This is a genomic window from Thalassotalea sp. SU-HH00458 (assembly GCF_040362795.1).
Taxonomy (GTDB): Bacteria; Pseudomonadota; Gammaproteobacteria; order Enterobacterales; family Alteromonadaceae; genus Thalassotalea_H; species Thalassotalea_H castellviae.
Map to the genome: position 1 here is coordinate 203589 of NZ_BAABWW010000005.1, position 17550 is coordinate 221138.

Annotated in this window: 15 protein-coding genes; 12 read left to right on the forward strand and 3 right to left on the reverse strand. The window is 37.4% G+C overall.

Annotated features, from left to right (window positions below):
- The first annotated feature begins 2 nt into the window (after window positions 1–2).
- Entirely contained in the window at window positions 3–980 is a 978-nt protein-coding gene (locus tag ABXH06_RS09705) for a tetratricopeptide repeat protein (RefSeq protein ID WP_311581478.1), read from the forward strand.
- A 4-nt stretch (window positions 981–984) separates the two neighbouring features.
- Here the strand turns inward: ABXH06_RS09705 and ABXH06_RS09710 are convergent, their stop codons facing one another.
- Window positions 985–1929 carry an alpha/beta hydrolase gene (locus ABXH06_RS09710; RefSeq protein WP_353518113.1) on the reverse strand — a complete coding sequence of 315 codons (945 nt, stop codon included), beginning with the start codon at window positions 1927–1929 and terminating at the stop codon, window positions 985–987.
- A 255-nt stretch (window positions 1930–2184) separates the two neighbouring features.
- On the opposite strand from ABXH06_RS09710, the gene pepN reads away from it, so the two are divergent.
- Window positions 2185–4884, forward strand: a complete 2700-nt coding sequence (gene pepN / locus ABXH06_RS09715) for an aminopeptidase N (protein ID WP_353518114.1) — start codon at window positions 2185–2187, stop codon at window positions 4882–4884.
- 163 nt (window positions 4885–5047) lie between these two features.
- A complete protein-coding gene (bamJ, locus tag ABXH06_RS09720; RefSeq protein ID WP_311581471.1) occupies window positions 5048–5515 on the forward strand; it encodes a BamJ family beta-barrel-assembly machinery protein in 468 nt (155 codons plus the stop codon).
- 54 nt (window positions 5516–5569) lie between these two features.
- On the opposite strand, the gene ABXH06_RS09725 is transcribed toward bamJ, so the two are convergent.
- Complete coding sequence (locus ABXH06_RS09725) at window positions 5570–6028, reverse strand: TlpA disulfide reductase family protein (protein WP_311581469.1); 459 nt, start codon at window positions 6026–6028, stop codon at window positions 5570–5572.
- Window positions 6029–6334: 306 nt separating this feature from the next.
- On the opposite strand from ABXH06_RS09725, the gene ABXH06_RS09730 reads away from it, so the two are divergent.
- From ABXH06_RS09730 to ABXH06_RS09740, 3 genes are all read left to right on the forward strand, one after another.
- A complete protein-coding gene (locus tag ABXH06_RS09730) occupies window positions 6335–6805 on the forward strand; it encodes a (2Fe-2S)-binding protein (RefSeq protein WP_311581467.1) in 471 nt (156 codons plus the stop codon).
- Complete coding sequence (locus ABXH06_RS09735) at window positions 6805–9024, forward strand: xanthine dehydrogenase family protein molybdopterin-binding subunit (protein ID WP_311581464.1); 2220 nt, start codon at window positions 6805–6807, stop codon at window positions 9022–9024. Before ABXH06_RS09730 ends, ABXH06_RS09735 begins: the two co-directional genes overlap by 1 nt.
- A 168-nt stretch (window positions 9025–9192) precedes the next feature.
- Window positions 9193–9663 carry a hypothetical protein gene (locus ABXH06_RS09740; protein WP_311581462.1) on the forward strand — a complete coding sequence of 157 codons (471 nt, stop codon included), beginning with the start codon at window positions 9193–9195 and terminating at the stop codon, window positions 9661–9663.
- Here the strand turns inward: ABXH06_RS09740 and ABXH06_RS09745 are convergent.
- Window positions 9632–10027 (reverse strand): hypothetical protein, encoded by a 396-nt coding sequence (locus ABXH06_RS09745; RefSeq protein WP_353518115.1) that lies wholly within the window; start codon window positions 10025–10027, stop codon window positions 9632–9634. The genes ABXH06_RS09740 and ABXH06_RS09745 overlap by 32 nt on opposite strands.
- Before the next feature lie 342 nt (window positions 10028–10369).
- Here ABXH06_RS09745 and ompR point away from each other — a divergent pair, with 342 nt between their 5' ends.
- From ompR to murB, 6 genes are all read left to right on the forward strand, one after another.
- Entirely contained in the window at window positions 10370–11095 is a 726-nt protein-coding gene (ompR, locus tag ABXH06_RS09750) for an osmolarity response regulator transcription factor OmpR (protein WP_311581457.1), read from the forward strand.
- Window positions 11096–11112: 17 nt separating this feature from the next.
- Window positions 11113–12408 carry a two-component system sensor histidine kinase EnvZ gene (envZ, locus tag ABXH06_RS09755; protein WP_311581454.1) on the forward strand — a complete coding sequence of 432 codons (1296 nt, stop codon included), beginning with the start codon at window positions 11113–11115 and terminating at the stop codon, window positions 12406–12408.
- A 152-nt stretch (window positions 12409–12560) separates the two neighbouring features.
- Entirely contained in the window at window positions 12561–13757 is a 1197-nt protein-coding gene (locus tag ABXH06_RS09760) for an outer membrane beta-barrel protein (protein WP_353518116.1), read from the forward strand.
- 19 nt (window positions 13758–13776) lie between these two features.
- Entirely contained in the window at window positions 13777–14295 is a 519-nt protein-coding gene (locus tag ABXH06_RS09765) for a polysaccharide biosynthesis/export family protein (protein WP_311581450.1), read from the forward strand.
- Window positions 14295–16445, forward strand: a complete 2151-nt coding sequence (locus ABXH06_RS09770; protein WP_311581448.1) for a GumC family protein — start codon at window positions 14295–14297, stop codon at window positions 16443–16445. Before ABXH06_RS09765 ends, ABXH06_RS09770 begins: the two co-directional genes overlap by 1 nt.
- Window positions 16446–16523: 78 nt before the next feature.
- Window positions 16524–17549, forward strand: a complete 1026-nt coding sequence (gene murB, locus ABXH06_RS09775; protein ID WP_311581446.1) for a UDP-N-acetylmuramate dehydrogenase — start codon at window positions 16524–16526, stop codon at window positions 17547–17549.
- The last annotated feature ends 1 nt before the right edge of the window (window position 17550 follow it).

Sequence of the window (17550 nt, forward strand, 5' to 3'; positions counted from 1 at the left end):
TGATGAGATTTAATGGATACAAACAGCTCGGTTTCGGGCTGTTTTTTATTGTCATTAGCCAAATAATATTGGCTAATGAACAAGAATTAAATGAGCCTTTACAAGTTGCGCAGCAATTACTTGCAGAAGAAAAGTTTGAACAAGCGTTTATACTTTTTGAAAAACATGCCAAATATAATAATTCGTTAGCAAAAATGACACTTGGCTTATTTTATAAATTAGGCTGGGGTAAAGTAAATCAAGACAGCTCTCAAGCGTGCAACTGGTTTTACCAAGCTGCGTTAGCAGAGATCCCTCAAGCGCAAAAAGAGTTTGCTGACTGTATCAATTTCAACTATGTTGCCCCTACCCTTGAATCGCAACTAACAGAATTAGAATCGGTACCAAGTTTTTGGTATAACAAAGCTTTTAAAAATGGATTACATGACGCTGGTTGTGACATTGGCAGATTATATTTAGCTTCGAAATGGCATAGACAAGATATTAAAAAAGTAATTGAATGGTGCACTCCTGCAGCGGAGCTTAGTGCCGTTGCTGCACAGATCACCTTAGGTGATGCTTATGCTATAGTTTCGCCCGAACAAAATGTCGCTACCGCTGAATACTGGTATCAACAGGCTGTTCAGCGTAATTCAGGACAAGCAGCATTTAAGTTAGCAAACCTTTATTACTCTATGGCGATAAATCAACAAAATAATGCTGATTTAATGGATAGAGCTTTATTGATGATGGAAACGTCTTCTTCACTGAAATATGCACCTTCTTATGAGAAAACAGCTTCAATTTATTGGACAAAATTAGCGGTAGTTGAGAAGGATATGGCATCCTCAGTTTTAGCAAAATGCTATTTGTGGGCTAAAACGGCTTATCAGGTAAACCCTAGTAAACAAAATTTGGACTTTTTAAGCATCGTAACAAAAGAAATGCCTGAAACATGGCAAGAGAAACTAGATGAACAAGTGAAGGTTTTCTTAAATTAATTGCTTAATTAAGGTAGCGCTTCATTTGTTGGAATATTTGCTGGCTTAGCCATGATTCAGCATCGGCTAAATCTAAAATTACATTAAAGTGGTTACGCTGTGCTATTTCAGCCTGCGTAACCTTTATTTTTTGTCCAGTTAGATGATGAATCATTGCGCTAGTTTGGCATTTAAATTCGCTGGTTTCAGTATCCCCATATGCCATAATAAAAGCGCAATGTTTGATTATTTCTTTTTCTCGTAAGGGTACACTTAATTTTTCTGTATCAAATAAAAGCGGACTATAGTTCGCTATTTCTTTTTCAGTCAGCTGTAAAGGCTCATTAATGTAAGTTTGCGCGATAGGGGTAAGATCATAAATGCCGCTCACCGCACAAATTCCCTTAACAATATTTTGTTCTGTTTCGATATATTTCGACCAATCCGTTAACGCCATCATCATGGCTAAATGACCACCGGCAGAGCTGCCAGAAAGATAGATTTCATTTTTATCGTAACCGTATTCATCCGCATGTTGATATAGAAAAATGAGCGCTTGACGATTTTGTTCAACAATTTCTGTTAGTGATGCTTTTGGAGCAAGTGAATAGTTTATTACCGCAAAGTGATAACCGGAATTTTGAAAATTGGTTGCAGCAAAGCATGATTCATCCTTTGAGAGTTCTTGCCAATAGCCGCCATGAATATACACCTGTAATTTTCGTTTTTGGGGAGCAGCTTTAAAAGGCATAAATAAATCTAAAACCTCATCGGGATTACTGCCGTATTGAATATTTGCAATTAACTTACCTTGCTCTATCGCACTCTTTTTTGCTTTATCGCTTAAATCAATATATTGCTTGATATAAACACCAATATCATCAACACAACTACTGGGCGAATAAGCTTTTTCAAGGGTGTTTAAATCAAGTTCCTGATACCTCAGGCGATTGTGTTTTATGTTAGACAAATAAACCTCAAAAAATTCTCTGTAGTTGTTTAACTATAGATAAGTTTTTACAGGTTAAATAATGATATTTGCTTTAGTTAACCATTCATTTATCTGATAAATCTGCTCATTAATCTCAAAAAGCCAGATATACAATATATTCCACCTGACGAATAACCAAACATATGTTATAAAGCCCCTATTAACAAATTTTTTACATGAAAAACAACAATAAAAATACCCACTACAAATAATCATTAACAAGGTTCACACGTAATGAAAACAGTAAAATCTCGCCTTAATAAAGCGCTAGCTTTAGCTATTGCTGCTTCGGCAATAAGTTTAACCGCTTGTGAAAAAAATAACGTCCAAGCACCTGAATCTCAATCTGTTGCTAAACAAACACCTGTTGCCAAAGTTACCCGTCAACAGAGCGAATCACTGTATGAAGACTATGCCAAAATGCGTGCTCAACAAGTCAGTGATGTCAGTTATAATCTGCAAGTACGTTTAGATAATAAAAACGAACATTTTTCAGGCGTTACGGATATAAGTTTTGATTTGGTCGACAATAATCAAAACGACTTAACCATTGATTTTGAAATGGGCACGGTAAATTCAGTGAAAGTGAATGGCAAAGCCGTTTCTTTTACTTATGAAAAGTGGTTTATTACGATTCCTGCCGCAGAGCTAGCACCAGGTAAAAATGTTGTTTCAGTGGATTATCAACGTCCTTATTCGACGGATGGCTCTGGTTTACACCGTTTTGTTGACCCAGAAAACGGCGAAGTGTATTTATACACAGATTTTGAACCTTATGACGCTAATCGTTTATTTCCACATTTTGATCAACCAGATTTAAAAGCGACTTATACCATGCAAGTTACGGCGCCTAAGTCTTGGCAAGTGATTTCTGCAGCACGTGAAAATAACATTGAAGCGCAAGGTGAAAACAACCTTTGGCATTTTCCAGAAACGGCTAAATTTTCTTCGTATATTTTCTCGTTACATGCGGGTAATTATGCGGTTTGGGAAGACGACTATGAAGGCATGAAATTGCGTTTATTTGCTCGTCAAAGTTTAGCGGAATATGTCAAAACCGAAGAATGGTTTAAACCGACGAAACAAAGCTTTAAGTTTTTTAATGAATACTTTGAAGTACCTTACCCTTTTGGTAAATATGACCAAATTGTTGCGCCAGACTTTAATGCCGGTGCCATGGAAAATGTTGCCGCGGTAACGTTTAATGAAGGGTATATTGCGCGTGGTGAAAAATCTACCCGCGCGAAAATGCGCTTAGCCAATGTTATTGCTCATGAAATGGCGCATATGTGGTTTGGTAATTTAGTCACGATGCGTTGGTGGAATGGCTTATGGTTAAATGAAAGTTTTGCCACTTATATGGCAAACCTTGAGGTGAACGAAGCTAGCGATTTTGATAATGCCTGGGATGTTTTCTATTCAGGGACAAAACAGTGGGCGTATCGCAGCGATGATTCAGTAAATACTCATGCGATAGAATTACCTGTAGAGTCTACCGGCACAGCATTAACTAACTTTGATGGTATCACTTACGGTAAAGGTGCATCGGTACTCAAGCAATTACCTTATTACTTAGGTGAAGAAAACTTTCGTGTGGGGGTGAGTAATTACCTGAAAAAATTCTCTTATAAAAATACTGAGCTTGACGATTTTATCGGTGAATTAGGCAAAGCGGCCGGTAAAGATATGACCCAGTGGACACAAGACTGGCTTTATAATGCTGGGTTGAATACGATCAAAGTTAATTATCAATGTAGTGATAATAAAATTAGCCAATTTTCTATAGAACAAACGGCGACCGAAGATTATCCAACGTTACGTGAGCAACGAGTACAAGTAGGACTTTATAACTTTGCAGACAATAGCATGAGTTTAACGAAGGCAATTCCGGTAACTTATAAAGGTGCGAATACAGAAGTTAAAGACGCCATTGGTCAATCGTGTCCTGATATGGTTTACCCAAATGAAGCTGACTGGGGATTTGTGAAAGTTGATCTAGATGACAAATCATTGGCTGCAGTAGAAAAGCATATTAATGCCGTTGAAAGTACTACGATGCGTTTAATGTTATGGCAAAGTTTGTCAGACAGTGTGCGTGATGCAAACTTAGCTGCTGATAAATTTGTTCATTTTGCTATCGCCAATATTGAAGGCGAAACCGATTATAATGTTGTTAGTAAAATTGCTGGAAGCTTAACAACAGCGCTGCGTTACTTAACAACAGCGACGCGATTAGGGCAAAATGACTATGCTGATCTTTATCGTGAGGTTGAAGATTTATACTTACGTTTATTAGAAAAAGCTGAAGCAAAATCTGATTTCCAAAAGTTGTGGTATAGCCGTTATGTGTCTATGTCTAAGTCAGATAAACATTTAAAGAATCTTTTAGATATTTTACAAGGCGAGAAATCTTATGCGGGCTTAACGATAGATCAAGATAAACGTTGGAATATTCTTGCTCAATTAAACCGTTATCAACACGGAAATTATCAAGCGTTACTTGAGACTGAAAAAACTAAAGATAACTCTGATAGCGGTGTGAAAAGTGCGATTTATGCAGAAGTGCTTCGCCCTGAAGCTGATGTAAAAGCAAAATGGTTTGATGTGGTGGTAAATAACCCCGATAAGTTAAAACTATCAACATTACGCTACATTATGTGGGGCTTATTCCCTGCCGAACAAAGCCAATTAGAAGCGCCGTATAAAGCTCGAATTCTTGCACATATTCCTCAGCTGAATGCGGGTAGTGATTTAGGCTTATTAAGTGCTTTCACCGGTGCTATGTTACCAACAGAATGTACCGTAGAAAGTGAAGCTGAATTGGCAAAACTTGTTGTTGAATATAAAGACATGAAAGCTCAAGCGTTAAAATCAGTTAAAGCACAACATCAAAATGTCAGTCGATGTGTGAAAGCATTAAAATTACTGAAATAATCATTTTTGCACGTTAATTACCAAAGCACTTCATTCGAAGTGCTTTTTATTTTGTCTAAGAGAATAACAAAACACGGTATCTCCTCAATTGTTTGAGGTTGCTTTTATTTGTACGATTTGGAATGTACACTCATTTCACAGATTTAAACTCAATAGGTAAAAGATGAAATTTTTTATAGTGGTCGTTATAATTTTGGTCGTTTTTATATTATTTAGAAACCATCAAAATAAAGTTCTCGCACAAGAAAATATCCAACTAGGAGAACAATTTCTAGCAAAAAATAAAGTCGCTGAGGGCGTGCAAGAAACTGACTCGGGGCTGCAATATCAAATTTTGCATCAAGGAGAGGGTACAGAGCAACCTAGTGCTAAATCTACCGTGACTGTTCACTACCATGGTACACTCTTAGACGGCACTGTTTTTGATAGTTCTCTGGTACGAGGAAAACCGATTAGTTTTGCGTTAAACCAAGTGATAAAAGGTTGGACCGAAGGCGTACAATTAATGACAGTTGGTGATAAGTTTAAATTTTTTATTCCTGCAAGTCTTGGCTATGGTAACAATGCCGCAGGAAAAATAACGCCAGGTTCATTGCTGATTTTTGAAGTAGAATTATTAGCGGTTGAATAAACTAAGCAAAAAAGCCTTAACTATAATCATCGATAGTTGAGGCTTTTCAAGTTTTTAGTCTTTCAAAAGGCTCAATATTTCTTGTTGATACATTTGTTTCTTCTCTTCGGTAAAGCCGACATGAGAACTGACAATTTCTCCCTTTTTATTTATGATAAAGCTGCTGGGCATGCCTTTTAACTTAAATGCTCGGGCAACTTTTCCTTTCGGATCATAAAAAATAGGAAATTTTGCCGGAGTCTCCTTTAAAAACTCTTCAGCTAAGTTTGGCTGAGCATCCAAATTAACACTTAAGATAGTAAAATTCTTATCCGCATATTTTGCTTGCATGTCATTCATCCAAGGAAATGATTTTCGGCAAGGGACACACCAAGACGCCCAAAAATCGACATAAATTACTTTACCTTTGTGACTTGCTACTTGGCGTTCAAAGTTACTTAAGGTATCGGCGCAGCTATTTTTATTGAGAAACAAAGCTATTGCCGCGATAAACAAAATTTTGTATTTATTCATTTATTCTCTACAAACTCATTAGGTTTTAAGGTTATGTTTACACAGATATAAGCATTTAAACACTGTTTTTTGAAGTGAATTAAATACCAAGTTATATAGAAATTATCCTTGATTACTACTACCTTTAGTCAAGATTGTTTAAACAAAATTACCCGATTATCTTATTTTTATCACTTGTAACAAAGTATTAATTACCCGTTGTTTATCTGATAAAAAAGGGGTTAAATCGTTTTACTGTACTCAGATCATCAGCAAGTGTTACTGTATAAAGTGCTGATTACTTAACCGAACAAATAAGTGACTAATATGGATAAATCTATAATTATTAATGGTGAACAACACCCTATCGATGTTGATAATGAAATGCCGCTATTGTGGTTTTTACGTGACCGTTTAGAAAAAACAGGCACCAAGTTTGGTTGTGGCGCAGGCTTATGTGGCGCTTGTACTGTGCATGTTGACGGTGTTGCAACCCGAGCTTGTATCACTCCTGTTGGCATGTTGGCAGGAAAATCAATTACCACCATAGAAGGTTTATCTGAAAACGGTGATCACCCCTTACAAAAAGCATGGTTGAATAATAATGTTCCTCAGTGTGGTTATTGTCAGGCAGGACAAATTATGAATGCAGCGGGATTCTTAGCGACTAACCCAACACCTACTGCTGAAGAAATAGATTCCGCGATGCAAGGAAATATTTGTCGTTGTGGTACTTATCAACGGATCAAAAAAGCCATTGGTGAAGCAGCATTTGAATTAGCCAAGGAGGTTTCGTAATGAGTATTCTTGAAAAATTAACTAATCGGGCAAAGGCAACAAATCAGATTGAAAATGTCAGCCGACGTAATTTTATCAAAGCTTCAGGTGTTGCTACCACAGGCTTAGTGTTAGGTGTTGCGATCCCTTCACAAGCGATAGCATTCGATCATTCTGAACACGAGTCTGCCTTTAATCCAAATGCTTTTATTCATTTACAAGAAAATGGCGACTTACTGTTATATTGTGGTCGTTGTGAAATGGGACAAGGCATTAGTACGGCTTTACCAGCAGCAGTTGCCGATGAAATGGAAGCGGATTGGTCTCGGGTGACTGTGCAACAAGCAGATGGCGATGAAAAATACGGCCCACAAGGTACCGGTGGCTCTGCCAGTATTCGGGTCATGTATGAACCTATGCGTGAAGCAGGTGCTGCGGCTAAACTTATGTTAGTTGCTGCTGCGGCAAAAGTGTGGCAAACAACAGTAGATGACTGTGAAGCAAAAAATCATTTTGTTTATAACAAATCATCCGGAAAAAAACTCTCTTTTGGTCAATTAGCGAGTTTAGCCGCAACTCAACCGGTCCCCGAAAAACCGACATTGAAAACAAAAGCTGCTTATAACTATATTGGTAAAGCGCTGCCGAGACATGACCAAGGAAAAGTCGTTATTGGGGAAAGAATTTACGGCGTTGATACAAAAATGCCGGGCCTTAAATATGCGGCGATTACTCATTGTCCGGTTTTAGGTGGCACCTTGAAGTCACTTGAAAAAGATGAGGCGCTAGCCATGAAAGGTGTGTTAGACGTTATCGTGGTTGATCGTTTAGCGGTGCCTTATGGTTCTATTGGTGGTGTTGCCGTAGTGGCGGATAATACGTGGACTGCACAGCAAGCTTTAGCGAAATTAAAAATTGCCTGGGATTTAGGTGAAAATGCCAGCTACGACACCGTCGAGTATAAAAAACAATTAGTCAAAAATGTTGAATCCCCTGCTGAATTAGCGACTGAACGTGGTGATGTAAACTCTGCTTTTGCAACCGCTGCAAAAACCCTTAAAGCTACTTATACGGGGGGGCATTTATCGCACTCACCTATGGAACCTAATGCTAGTGTGGTCTTCGTTGAAAAAGATAAGTGTGAAGTGTGGGCCGCTACTCAATCTCCTGCTGATATTCAAAAAGTTTTGGCAGGTTACTTAAAGCGTGATCCTAAAGATATTATTGTTCACGTTACTATGGCGGGAGGGGCATTTGGCCGTAAATTTAAATGTGACTATGTTCATGAAGCAGCGGTACTTTCTGAAAAAACTGGCTTTCCTATTCAGTTAACTTGGTCGCGTGAAGAAGATATGCGCACAGGCTATTATCACTCAATTAATGCGCAACACATTGAAGCGTCACTGGATGAAAACGGCGCAGTGACCGGCTGGCTACACCGCACTGCTTTTCCACCTATTGCCTCATTATTTAACCCTGCAGCAGTAAAACCAGGCAAAGATGATGTTGCAGCAGTTGATAATTATCCTTTTGGTTTGCCAAACTTTAGAAGCGAAATAGGTGATGCGAAAGCACATACCCGCATTGGTTGGTATCGAGCGGTATATGCTATTTTTTATGGTTTTTCGTTTAGTACTTTCGCGGATGAATTGGCGTATAAAGCGGGTAAAGATCCTTTAACATTTTTGAATCAATTGTATGATGCAAACGATATTGCAGAGCAAAAAGAGCAGGTTGAACGTTCTAAAAATGTATTAGAAATAGCCGCGAAACAATCTGGCTGGTATGAGCGTGAAAACCTACCTAAAGGGCAAGGTATTGGTTTAGCGGTACATTATAGCTTTCAAAGCTATGTGGCTATGGCTGTTCGTGTTGAATCTGATGGCGAAAATATTAAAGTGTTAGAAGTTGATTGTGTAATTGACTGTGGTCAAGTGTTAAATCTTGATGGCGCAACCGCTCAAATGGAAGGGGCTGTTGTGATGGGAATGTCACTTGCGTTAAGTACAGAAATTACGTTTAGAGAAGGGGCGGTGGTTAATTCTAATTTCCATAACTACCCGGTAATGCGCATCAATGATATGCCTAAAGTAAATGTTCATATTGTTGAATCTGATCATAAACCTACCGGGCTTGGTGAGCCGGGGGTTGCGCCATTTGCACCGGCATTAAGCAATGCTGTTTTTGCTGCTTCTGGCAAACGATATCGCGACATACCTTTTAAACCTATGATGGTTTAAAACTTAATTTTTCACACGATAAAACGCCACCTCAACGTTGAGGTGGCGTTTTTTTTGGTTAAATTATTGAAAGATAAAACTACTTCATCTTTGAGTTAAACTTTACTATGATGGCTTTCGTAGAGACGACTATGCTTTGCTCTAATTTTTCCTCATTGGATGGTGTATATGTTAACTAAAAATATGATGATATTGCTTTCATTTTCATTGGTACTAAGCGGTGGCTATGCGGATGAAATGTCGGCTGAGCATAAAAAGTGGTTAAAAGATAAATTTAGTATGCAACATGAAAAACTGATCCCAATTGTCGCGGTTGCTGATATTTTCTTTGCTTGTAATCAAGCGCGGAAAACAGATAAAGTCAATTATCAAATAACTGATTTAGTAACGAAAGTTAGTAGAAATGAATTAGCGGAAAAATTAAGTACGTGTTTAAACGGAGAGTTACCAAACTCAGAAACGGCGTTAAATTTCGGACTTGTTGGCTGTTTTCATGAGCAATTAAAAGATTTACCTGAAGCCGATAGAAAAGTAAAAACAAAATTAGTGAAACAAGCAATTGCGAGGTTGTCGAAGCCAGAAAGACAAACCAGTTTCACACAATGTGTTACGGATCAGGCGATTGGTTATTTGAAATAACGATCGTTTTTTTAACAGACTCTTCATTAAAAGAACTAGGTAAAATATCTACCCCCACCCATTTACCTATTTTTATCACTATAGGAATAGTAATAGGAGCAAATGGTAAGACAGCAAACACACCAATTCCCAGGCCTTTTAACACATCCAGAAATTGTTTGTTTGCTTGTTTCATTTCTTCAGGTGTTGCTTGCTTAATAGTGTAACGGCGATAGATCACTAGCATTTCTTTGGTTTCAGCTTTTTCTTGGGCGAGTGCTATTTTTACACGAATAAGTTGACGCTTTAACTTCGTTAATTGTCGTTTTCGATTGATAATTAGTACACGTCTAGGTGCTTTAAAGAAATAAATCCAAGTTTTCATGCTTGCATTCTACCTTACTTTTCGTAATTAACGCAGATAAAAAACTTGATCTGTGCTTTCTTTTAAATTAACAGCTTAAGTTATAGGTGTTAAAGGGAGCATTTTTATCTAATTGGTAAAATGTTCTGTAAAGATTTAGTTTATGTGTCGACTCATGATAAATTTGTCCCTGGAGTACATACAAATTTTTCTTATAATACTTTGTCTTAGATAATCTATACTGTTAATAATTTGTAACAAATACCGTCGCTTTGACACATAGTAACTTTGTTAAAATTGCTAGCAATAGCATATAGTAGCGACAAGTCAAAAAATAACATATGGAAAAAATAAAGGTGAGATATGAGCCACGAAACACCTAAAGTATTGGTTGTAGATGATGATATGCGTTTGCGAGCATTATTAGAGCGTTATCTTGTTGAACAGGGTTTTGTTGTTAGAAGTGCGGCAAATTCTGAACAAATGGATCGTTTACTCGAGCGTGAAAACTTTCATTTATTAGTGTTAGACTTGATGTTGCCTGGAGAAGATGGTTTATCCATTTGTCGTCGATTGCGTCAAGGGTCAAATGATATACCTATTGTCATGTTAACGGCTAAAGGTGACGAGGTGGATCGCATCATTGGATTAGAATTAGGTGCAGATGACTATATGCCAAAACCTTTTAATCCACGAGAGTTGTTAGCACGTATTAAGGCCGTGTTAAGAAGACGTGTTCAAGAAGCCCCAGGTGCACCATCACAAGAAGAAAATATTATTGAATTTGGTGATTATCAATTAAACCTTGCGACACGTGAAATGCTTAAAGGTGATATCAATATGCCTTTAACCAGTGGCGAATTTGCGGTTTTAAAAGCGTTGATCACACATCCTCGAGAGCCACTTTCTCGGGATAAATTAATGAATTTAGCGCGCGGACGAGATTACTCAGCGTTAGAGCGTAGTATTGATGTGCAAGTTTCTCGTTTACGTAGAATGCTTGAAGAAGATCCAGCAAAGCCACGCTATATTCAAACCGTATGGGGACTAGGTTATGTGTTTGTTCCGGAAGGAAAAGCAGTCGCATAACTGACAAATAAACATTTATGAAAATATTGCCACGTAGTGCTTTTGGGCAAACAATTTTATTGATTGGTGTCTTGTTATTAATCAATCAAGTCGTCTCACTGGTTTCAATTATGGTGTACATAGTGCAACCACAATCAGATCAAGTAGACCAATTGTTAGCTAAACAAGTGCGCGTGGTTTTTTTAGATGTAAAAGATCCAATTTTAACGCCTGCCATGGCCAAAGCTTTTCACTTAGAAACGGGCATCGGTATTTACACCGAACAAGATGCTTTACCGTTAGGCCTAGCGGATGCAACTTATTTTGAATTTCGTTCATCTATTATGACTGAGTTGCTAGGTGGTCCAGCAGAAGTCCGTATTTCACAAGGGGACGAATTTCTCTTTTGGATACGTCCGCCTCAAGCACCTAATTATTGGGTGAAAATACCACTAACGGGTTTAGAAGAAGCAAATTATAGTCCGTTGATTATTGTATTGATGATTCTTGGCGCGTTAAGTGTTATTGGTGGATGGTTATTTGTTCGCCAATTAAACCGACCTCTTAAATCATTACAATCTGCGGCCCACGAAGTGGGTCGTGGTGATTTTCCTGAGCCGTTAGCCGAGCGGGGTACCACAGAGATAGTTGCGGTAACTCAAGCATTTAATCATATGTCAAAGGGCATTAAGCAATTAGAAGATGACCGAAATTTATTGATGGCGGGCATATCTCATGATCTAAGAACGCCATTAACTCGTATCAGGTTGGCGACAGAGATGATGTCTAAACAAGATGAATTTCTTAAAGAAGGTATTGATGCAGATATCGACGATATGAATACCATTATCGATCAATTTATTGATTACATTCGCCATGATAGTAAAGATAAAGCTGAACTTGATGATCTCAATGTCTTATTAAGTGAAGTGGTGCAATCTGAATCCATTTTAGATAGAAATATTACCCTGAATGCCCAACCAGTAGTAAAGATACCCTTACGTTATGTCGCGATAAAGCGAGTTGTTGCAAACTTAATCCAAAATGCCGTTCGTTATAGTGATGGTGATATTACTATTCACTCTGGCATGAGTGAGACGGGACGCTTTGCATATTTTGATGTGTGTGACTCTGGTCCAGGGATACCTGAAGCGGATATTGAGCGATTGTTTCAACCATTTACACAGGGTGACAAAGCGCGCGGTACTGAAGGTAGCGGCTTAGGATTAGCAATTATAAAGCGTATAGTTGATACGCATGGCGGAAGAATCCTACTGACCAATCGGATAGAAGGAGGACTTTCAGCAAAAGTGTTACTGCCAACCTCTCATTAATGCTATTTATGTCTATATCTTTGAAACAAATCAAGGTTAATCGTGAAAATTTCACCTGTCGTTAACAAAATGTAAATATTTTTGCCCACCTGCTTGTGTTCTTTGTTAAAATCCTGTGGAATGTCTGTTATTAAAATAACGCCGTTGTTGTCATGAATAATAAAAAAGTACGATTAAAATTCATTTATGTTTACCTTTTTTCCTGGGTATTTTTCAGTGTAAGTGGTTTTGCCAAGGATTATTTTAATACTGAATCAGGCAATTTTTTTAACCTTTCGTTACATTCAGAAGTTGGCCAAACTGATAATTTTTTATTTACTAATCAACATGAACAACAAACCTCTTTTATTACCTTATCGCCTTCAATAGCTCTGCAGACACAATTTGACAATCAGTTATTCAATCTTGAATTTGAAAGCGAGCACATCAAATTTCAAGATTTTTCTAAGGATGATCATACAAATTATACTTTAGCTCCCCGTTATCAATTCAAGATAGCTGCCAATAAAGCGTTTTTCATTAAAACAACCATAGCTAATATTTATGAAAACCGAGGTACCGGTCTGACATTAGGCAAAGCTAACTTACTTACGAAAGGAGATAAACGCGAGTCTTCAGATTTTTCAGTAGGTTATATGTATGGCTCTCAAACTTCAGTGGCAAAATTAACGGCTGAGCTAGGACAATTTACACATCAATACAACACACGTAGAGATCAGACATATTTATTAGATCAACAAAAGCGTTATGCCAATATTTCATTTGATTACTTGCTTTCAGGTCAGTCTTATTTAGCAACCAATATCGCCTTTGAAAACATCACTTTTGAGCATAATAATGTGCTCAATAAGAAGAAATATACCGCGTTAGCAGGGATGAAATGGCAAACGACTGAAATTAGCCAATTGGCTTTATTGTTAGGTTATCAGCAAATAAAATTTGCTCAAACTGCCTTTCATGATGATGACGGCTTTAAATGGCGTTTTGACTGGCAATGGCATCCTATTTATTCTACTAAAGTAGTGATAAGTACCGAACGAGATTTCCAAGAAGCGAATCGGTTATCAAATAGCTATCGCATTGTCGATAATTTTGATATCAAGCTAACCTCTCGGTTAAGTGATTTATTTAATGCCACTGCGATTGTTGGTACAAAGCGTGAAAAAATTATTTATCAGCAAGGCAAAGAAAAAGAGCATTTTTTGTATAGCCAATTTACCGTGCAGTATCAAAGAAATGAGTGGTTATCTTTTTACCTGAAATATCAATATCAGGATTTAGACGCGTCTGAAATTATGCTCGATTATCAGAGAAATAGCATTTCAATAGGGTTTGATGTTACCCTTTAGGATTGAGTGGATAAAAAATATGCGATTTTTAGTCATTTTATTTTGGTTGATAAGTATTTTTAGTACTAATGCTTTGGCTTCTGATTATGTTTTAGGGCCGGGGGATCAAATATCAATTGTTGTATACAATGAGCCCGATTTATCGACCAATGTAAAAATTAATAAAACAGGTTTTATTTCCTTTCCTTTTCTCGATGATATTAAAGTGATTGGTTTAACACCTAAAAAACTAGAAAATGTCATTAAACAGGGGTTACTTGGTGATTATTTAATTGACCCGCAAGTGACGGTGTCAATTGTACAATACCGACCTTTTTTTATTCATGGACAAGTCAAACGCCCAGGGGGTTATCCGTATCAAGACGACTTAACACTTGATAAAGCGATTGCACTTGCCGGTGGTTTAGGGAACAGAGCATCGAAAACTGAATGGAAAATCACAAGGACTGTTGATGGTAAAAGCGTCATAATCACTGGTAATGTTATGACATTGGTGTACCCAGACGACATAATTGAGATAGAGCAAAGCTTTTTTTGATGAACGAACACGAGCATCCTAAAATAGTTCAAGACGAGATAAATCTAAAAGAAGTTTTAAGCCCGCTTTGGACAAGACGATGGAAAATTATTATTTTCACACTACTAATGAGTTTAGTGGTGGCTTTTTATGTGTCGCTTTTAAAGCACTCTTATAAAGCAACCGCCATCTTACAAATCGGTAGCAATAAACCTAAAAATACCTTATCTATTAACGATGCCTTTAATGAAAGTTCGGCAAGTTACGAACAAATTCAAACTCAATACGAATTACTGCGATCGAGAAAGTTTGCCGAACGTGTAGTGTCAAAATTAAACCTTACTGAGCATGAAGAATTTAACAGCGGTAAGTATAATGATAAACTTCAGTTTCTCGCCGACAGAGGTAAGCCTTCTTCACCGCCGACTATTGGTCAAGTGGTGGAAGATTTTCAAGACCGATTGAAAATATCACCCATTGTTGAAACTGAGTTAGTGAAGATAACGTTTACCGCTTATGATCCACGATTAGCTCAAAAAGTCGCGAATCAAGTGGGGCAAACTTATCTGCAATATCAAGATGAAATTCATAGCGCATCAAAAGAATCGACTTCGCAATGGTTAGTTGATCAGCTCGAAGAATTAGGGAAAAAACTTGAATCCTCAGAACAAGCCTTACAAGCTTATCGTGAAAGCGAAGGCATCGTTGATGTAAAAGGGTTAGATGGTTTGATTGAGTCAGAATTAACTGAATTAACCTCATCATTATTAAAAGCCTCGAAAAAAGAAGGTGACTTAAAAGTTACGTATCAATATATCCAAAAGCATAAAGGTAATTACACACAGTTAACGGATCTTCAAGAAATAAATAGCAAACCAAGTTATATTCAACTTCGCCGATCAGAAGAAGAAATTGAACGAAAACTCACTGAACTTTCCCAACGATATGGCCCTAAACATCCGAAAAGAATGTCTGTTGAAGCAGAGTTAGCGTCTCTACGTCGTAATTTAAAAGAACAAGTTAATGATCTGGTTATCGCGATAGAAAAAGAATACTTTTCTTCGGCAGAAAAAGTAAAAGCAGATACAGAACGACTCAACATAACGAAACAAAATTATTTAAAAATGAGTCGGCTTAAAAATAAATTTTCACAGTTACAGCGTGAAGTTGAGACAAACAAAGAGCTTTATAGTAATTATTTGATTCGTCTGAAAGAGACAGATGCGATGGGTAATTATAAATCGAACTTCTATGTTCGTTTTATCGATAAAGCGATTATTCCTAAAGGGCCGATAGCTCCTAATAAAACAATGGCGGTGATTTTAGCGTTTATCTTATCGCTTGGTTTTATTTCAATGGTGGTCATTTTGCGGGAATTATTAATGGACACACTTAATTCACGCCGAAAATTAGAAAGCTTTAATGAAGCGCCAATATTAGCGGTATTGCCGAAATTTCGACCTAAAACTCACGATGGTGATAAAAAATATTATACTGATAATCGTTTTGTTGAGGCAATTCGTACGTTACGAACGTCATTGTTATTTAATCATGAGAAAAAACCGCCTAAAGTCATAGCGGTTACTTCATCTGTACCTAATGAAGGAAAATCTACCGTTGCCTTAGAGTTAGCGCGTTCATTTAGTGAAATGGAAAAAGTACTATTAATTGAAGCGGATATGCGTCATCCCACTATATATAAAAATATGGATTTACCTGCCCACCGCCCAGGATTATCAAATTTATTAGCCAAAACTCACCAAATTAACGAATGTATTGTCCGAGATAAAAATGTCAAGTTAGATATTTTAACTTCAGGGATCACACCCGCAAATCCCCTTGCATTTTTATCGATGAAACGCTTTAACATGCTCATTAAAGTATTTGGCAATTTTTATGACCGCATTATTATTGAAACACCGCCAGTTAATGCGGTTAGTGATGCGGTTATTATTTCACGTTTAGTCGATAGTGTTTTATACATTGTTCATGGTGGTAAAACTAAACGAGAACAAATTACAACCGGTTTACGCTTGCTTAGACAGGTCAATGCGCCTGTTGACGGCGTGGTCATTAACCACAGTGAAAATATCGATACCGATAAATATCAAAATAAATATTACACTAATAAAGCTAATATCATTAAACTCCCGATGCGCAAGCAAGGATAATGACTCGCAAAATTTTCCATACCTAAGCTGATTGATTTCCATTACAATAAGCGAAATTCTTCTCTAAAAATGAACACAATGCAGCATCAATACGATTTAAGTCGGCATAATAGTTTTGCTTTTCCAGCCATTTGTCCTGCATTTTATCAACCGCACTCGTTATCAGAATTGGATGCTATTCTTGAGGAGTTAACCTCTCCTTTTTATATTTTAGGAGCCGGAAGCAATACCTTATTTACCGAAGCCAAAACCACCACTATTTTACAACCAGCCTTTAAAGGTATCTCGGTTAACGAAGATGGTGATTCAGTGCTCGTGTCTGCACAATGTGGTGAAAATTGGCACGCATTGGTTAGTTTTTGTGTGGATAATCAGTATTATGGTATTGAAAATTTAGCGTTAATTCCTGGTAGTGTTGGCGCTGCTCCTGTGCAGAACATTGGTGCATATGGCACTGAGTTGGCTGATGTTATTGAATATGTCTTATGGTATGAATTTGAAAGTAAATCGATTAAAAAATTAAACCGCTCGGCCTGTCAATTCGCTTATCGTGATAGTATTTTTAAAAATCAGCTTGCAGGTAAGGGGCTTATCGTTGAAGTCACTATTCGTTTAGCTAAACAGTGGCAGGCGAATTTAACTTATCGTGGTTTAGATGAATTGCCAGGTGATGTCACCGCTAAAGATGTCTTTGATAAAGTGATTGCAATTCGCCGAGCTAAATTACCTGATCCAGAAATCTTACCTAACGCAGGGAGTTTTTTTAAAAACCCTGTGGTTGAAAAGCATACCTTTGAAGCATTAAAGAAAAGATATCCCAATATTCCCGCTTACCCACAAGAAAATAACAAAGTAAAATTAGCCGCAGGTTGGTTAATTGAGCAATCAGGCTTGAAAGGATTTAGATATGGTGAGGTTGGGGTGGCTGAAACTCAGGCATTGGTCTTGGTAAATTATGCCAGCAAACATGGTCAAGATATTATTCACTTAGCCCAGTATGTTCAAAAGCAAGTCTTGGCAAAATTCGAAATTTTTCTTCAAGCGGAAGTCAGGTTGTTATCGAGCAAAGGTTTAATTGAATTAACTCAACCAAGACAAGCGTGAT

What these genes read in the sequence shown, in the direction of transcription:
- ABXH06_RS09705 (WP_311581478.1), top strand. Translation starts at nt 3, where the DNA reads ATGAGATTTAATGGATACAAACAGCTCGGTTTCGGGCTGTTTTTTATT.
- pepN (WP_353518114.1), top strand. Translation starts at nt 2,185, where the DNA reads ATGAAAACAGTAAAATCTCGCCTTAATAAAGCGCTAGCTTTAGCTATT.
- bamJ (WP_311581471.1), top strand. Translation starts at nt 5,048, where the DNA reads ATGAAATTTTTTATAGTGGTCGTTATAATTTTGGTCGTTTTTATATTA.
- ABXH06_RS09725 (WP_311581469.1), bottom strand. Translation starts at nt 6,028, where the DNA reads ATGAATAAATACAAAATTTTGTTTATCGCGGCAATAGCTTTGTTTCTC.
- ABXH06_RS09730 (WP_311581467.1), top strand. Translation starts at nt 6,335, where the DNA reads ATGGATAAATCTATAATTATTAATGGTGAACAACACCCTATCGATGTT.
- ABXH06_RS09735 (WP_311581464.1), top strand. Translation starts at nt 6,805, where the DNA reads ATGAGTATTCTTGAAAAATTAACTAATCGGGCAAAGGCAACAAATCAG.
- ABXH06_RS09740 (WP_311581462.1), top strand. Translation starts at nt 9,193, where the DNA reads ATGTTAACTAAAAATATGATGATATTGCTTTCATTTTCATTGGTACTA.
- ABXH06_RS09745 (WP_353518115.1), bottom strand. Translation starts at nt 10,027, where the DNA reads ATGAAAACTTGGATTTATTTCTTTAAAGCACCTAGACGTGTACTAATT.
- ompR (WP_311581457.1), top strand. Translation starts at nt 10,370, where the DNA reads ATGAGCCACGAAACACCTAAAGTATTGGTTGTAGATGATGATATGCGT.
- envZ (WP_311581454.1), top strand. Translation starts at nt 11,113, where the DNA reads ATGAAAATATTGCCACGTAGTGCTTTTGGGCAAACAATTTTATTGATT.
- ABXH06_RS09760 (WP_353518116.1), top strand. Translation starts at nt 12,561, where the DNA reads ATGAATAATAAAAAAGTACGATTAAAATTCATTTATGTTTACCTTTTT.
- ABXH06_RS09765 (WP_311581450.1), top strand. Translation starts at nt 13,777, where the DNA reads ATGCGATTTTTAGTCATTTTATTTTGGTTGATAAGTATTTTTAGTACT.
- ABXH06_RS09770 (WP_311581448.1), top strand. Translation starts at nt 14,295, where the DNA reads ATGAACGAACACGAGCATCCTAAAATAGTTCAAGACGAGATAAATCTA.
- murB (WP_311581446.1), top strand. Translation starts at nt 16,524, where the DNA reads ATGCAGCATCAATACGATTTAAGTCGGCATAATAGTTTTGCTTTTCCA.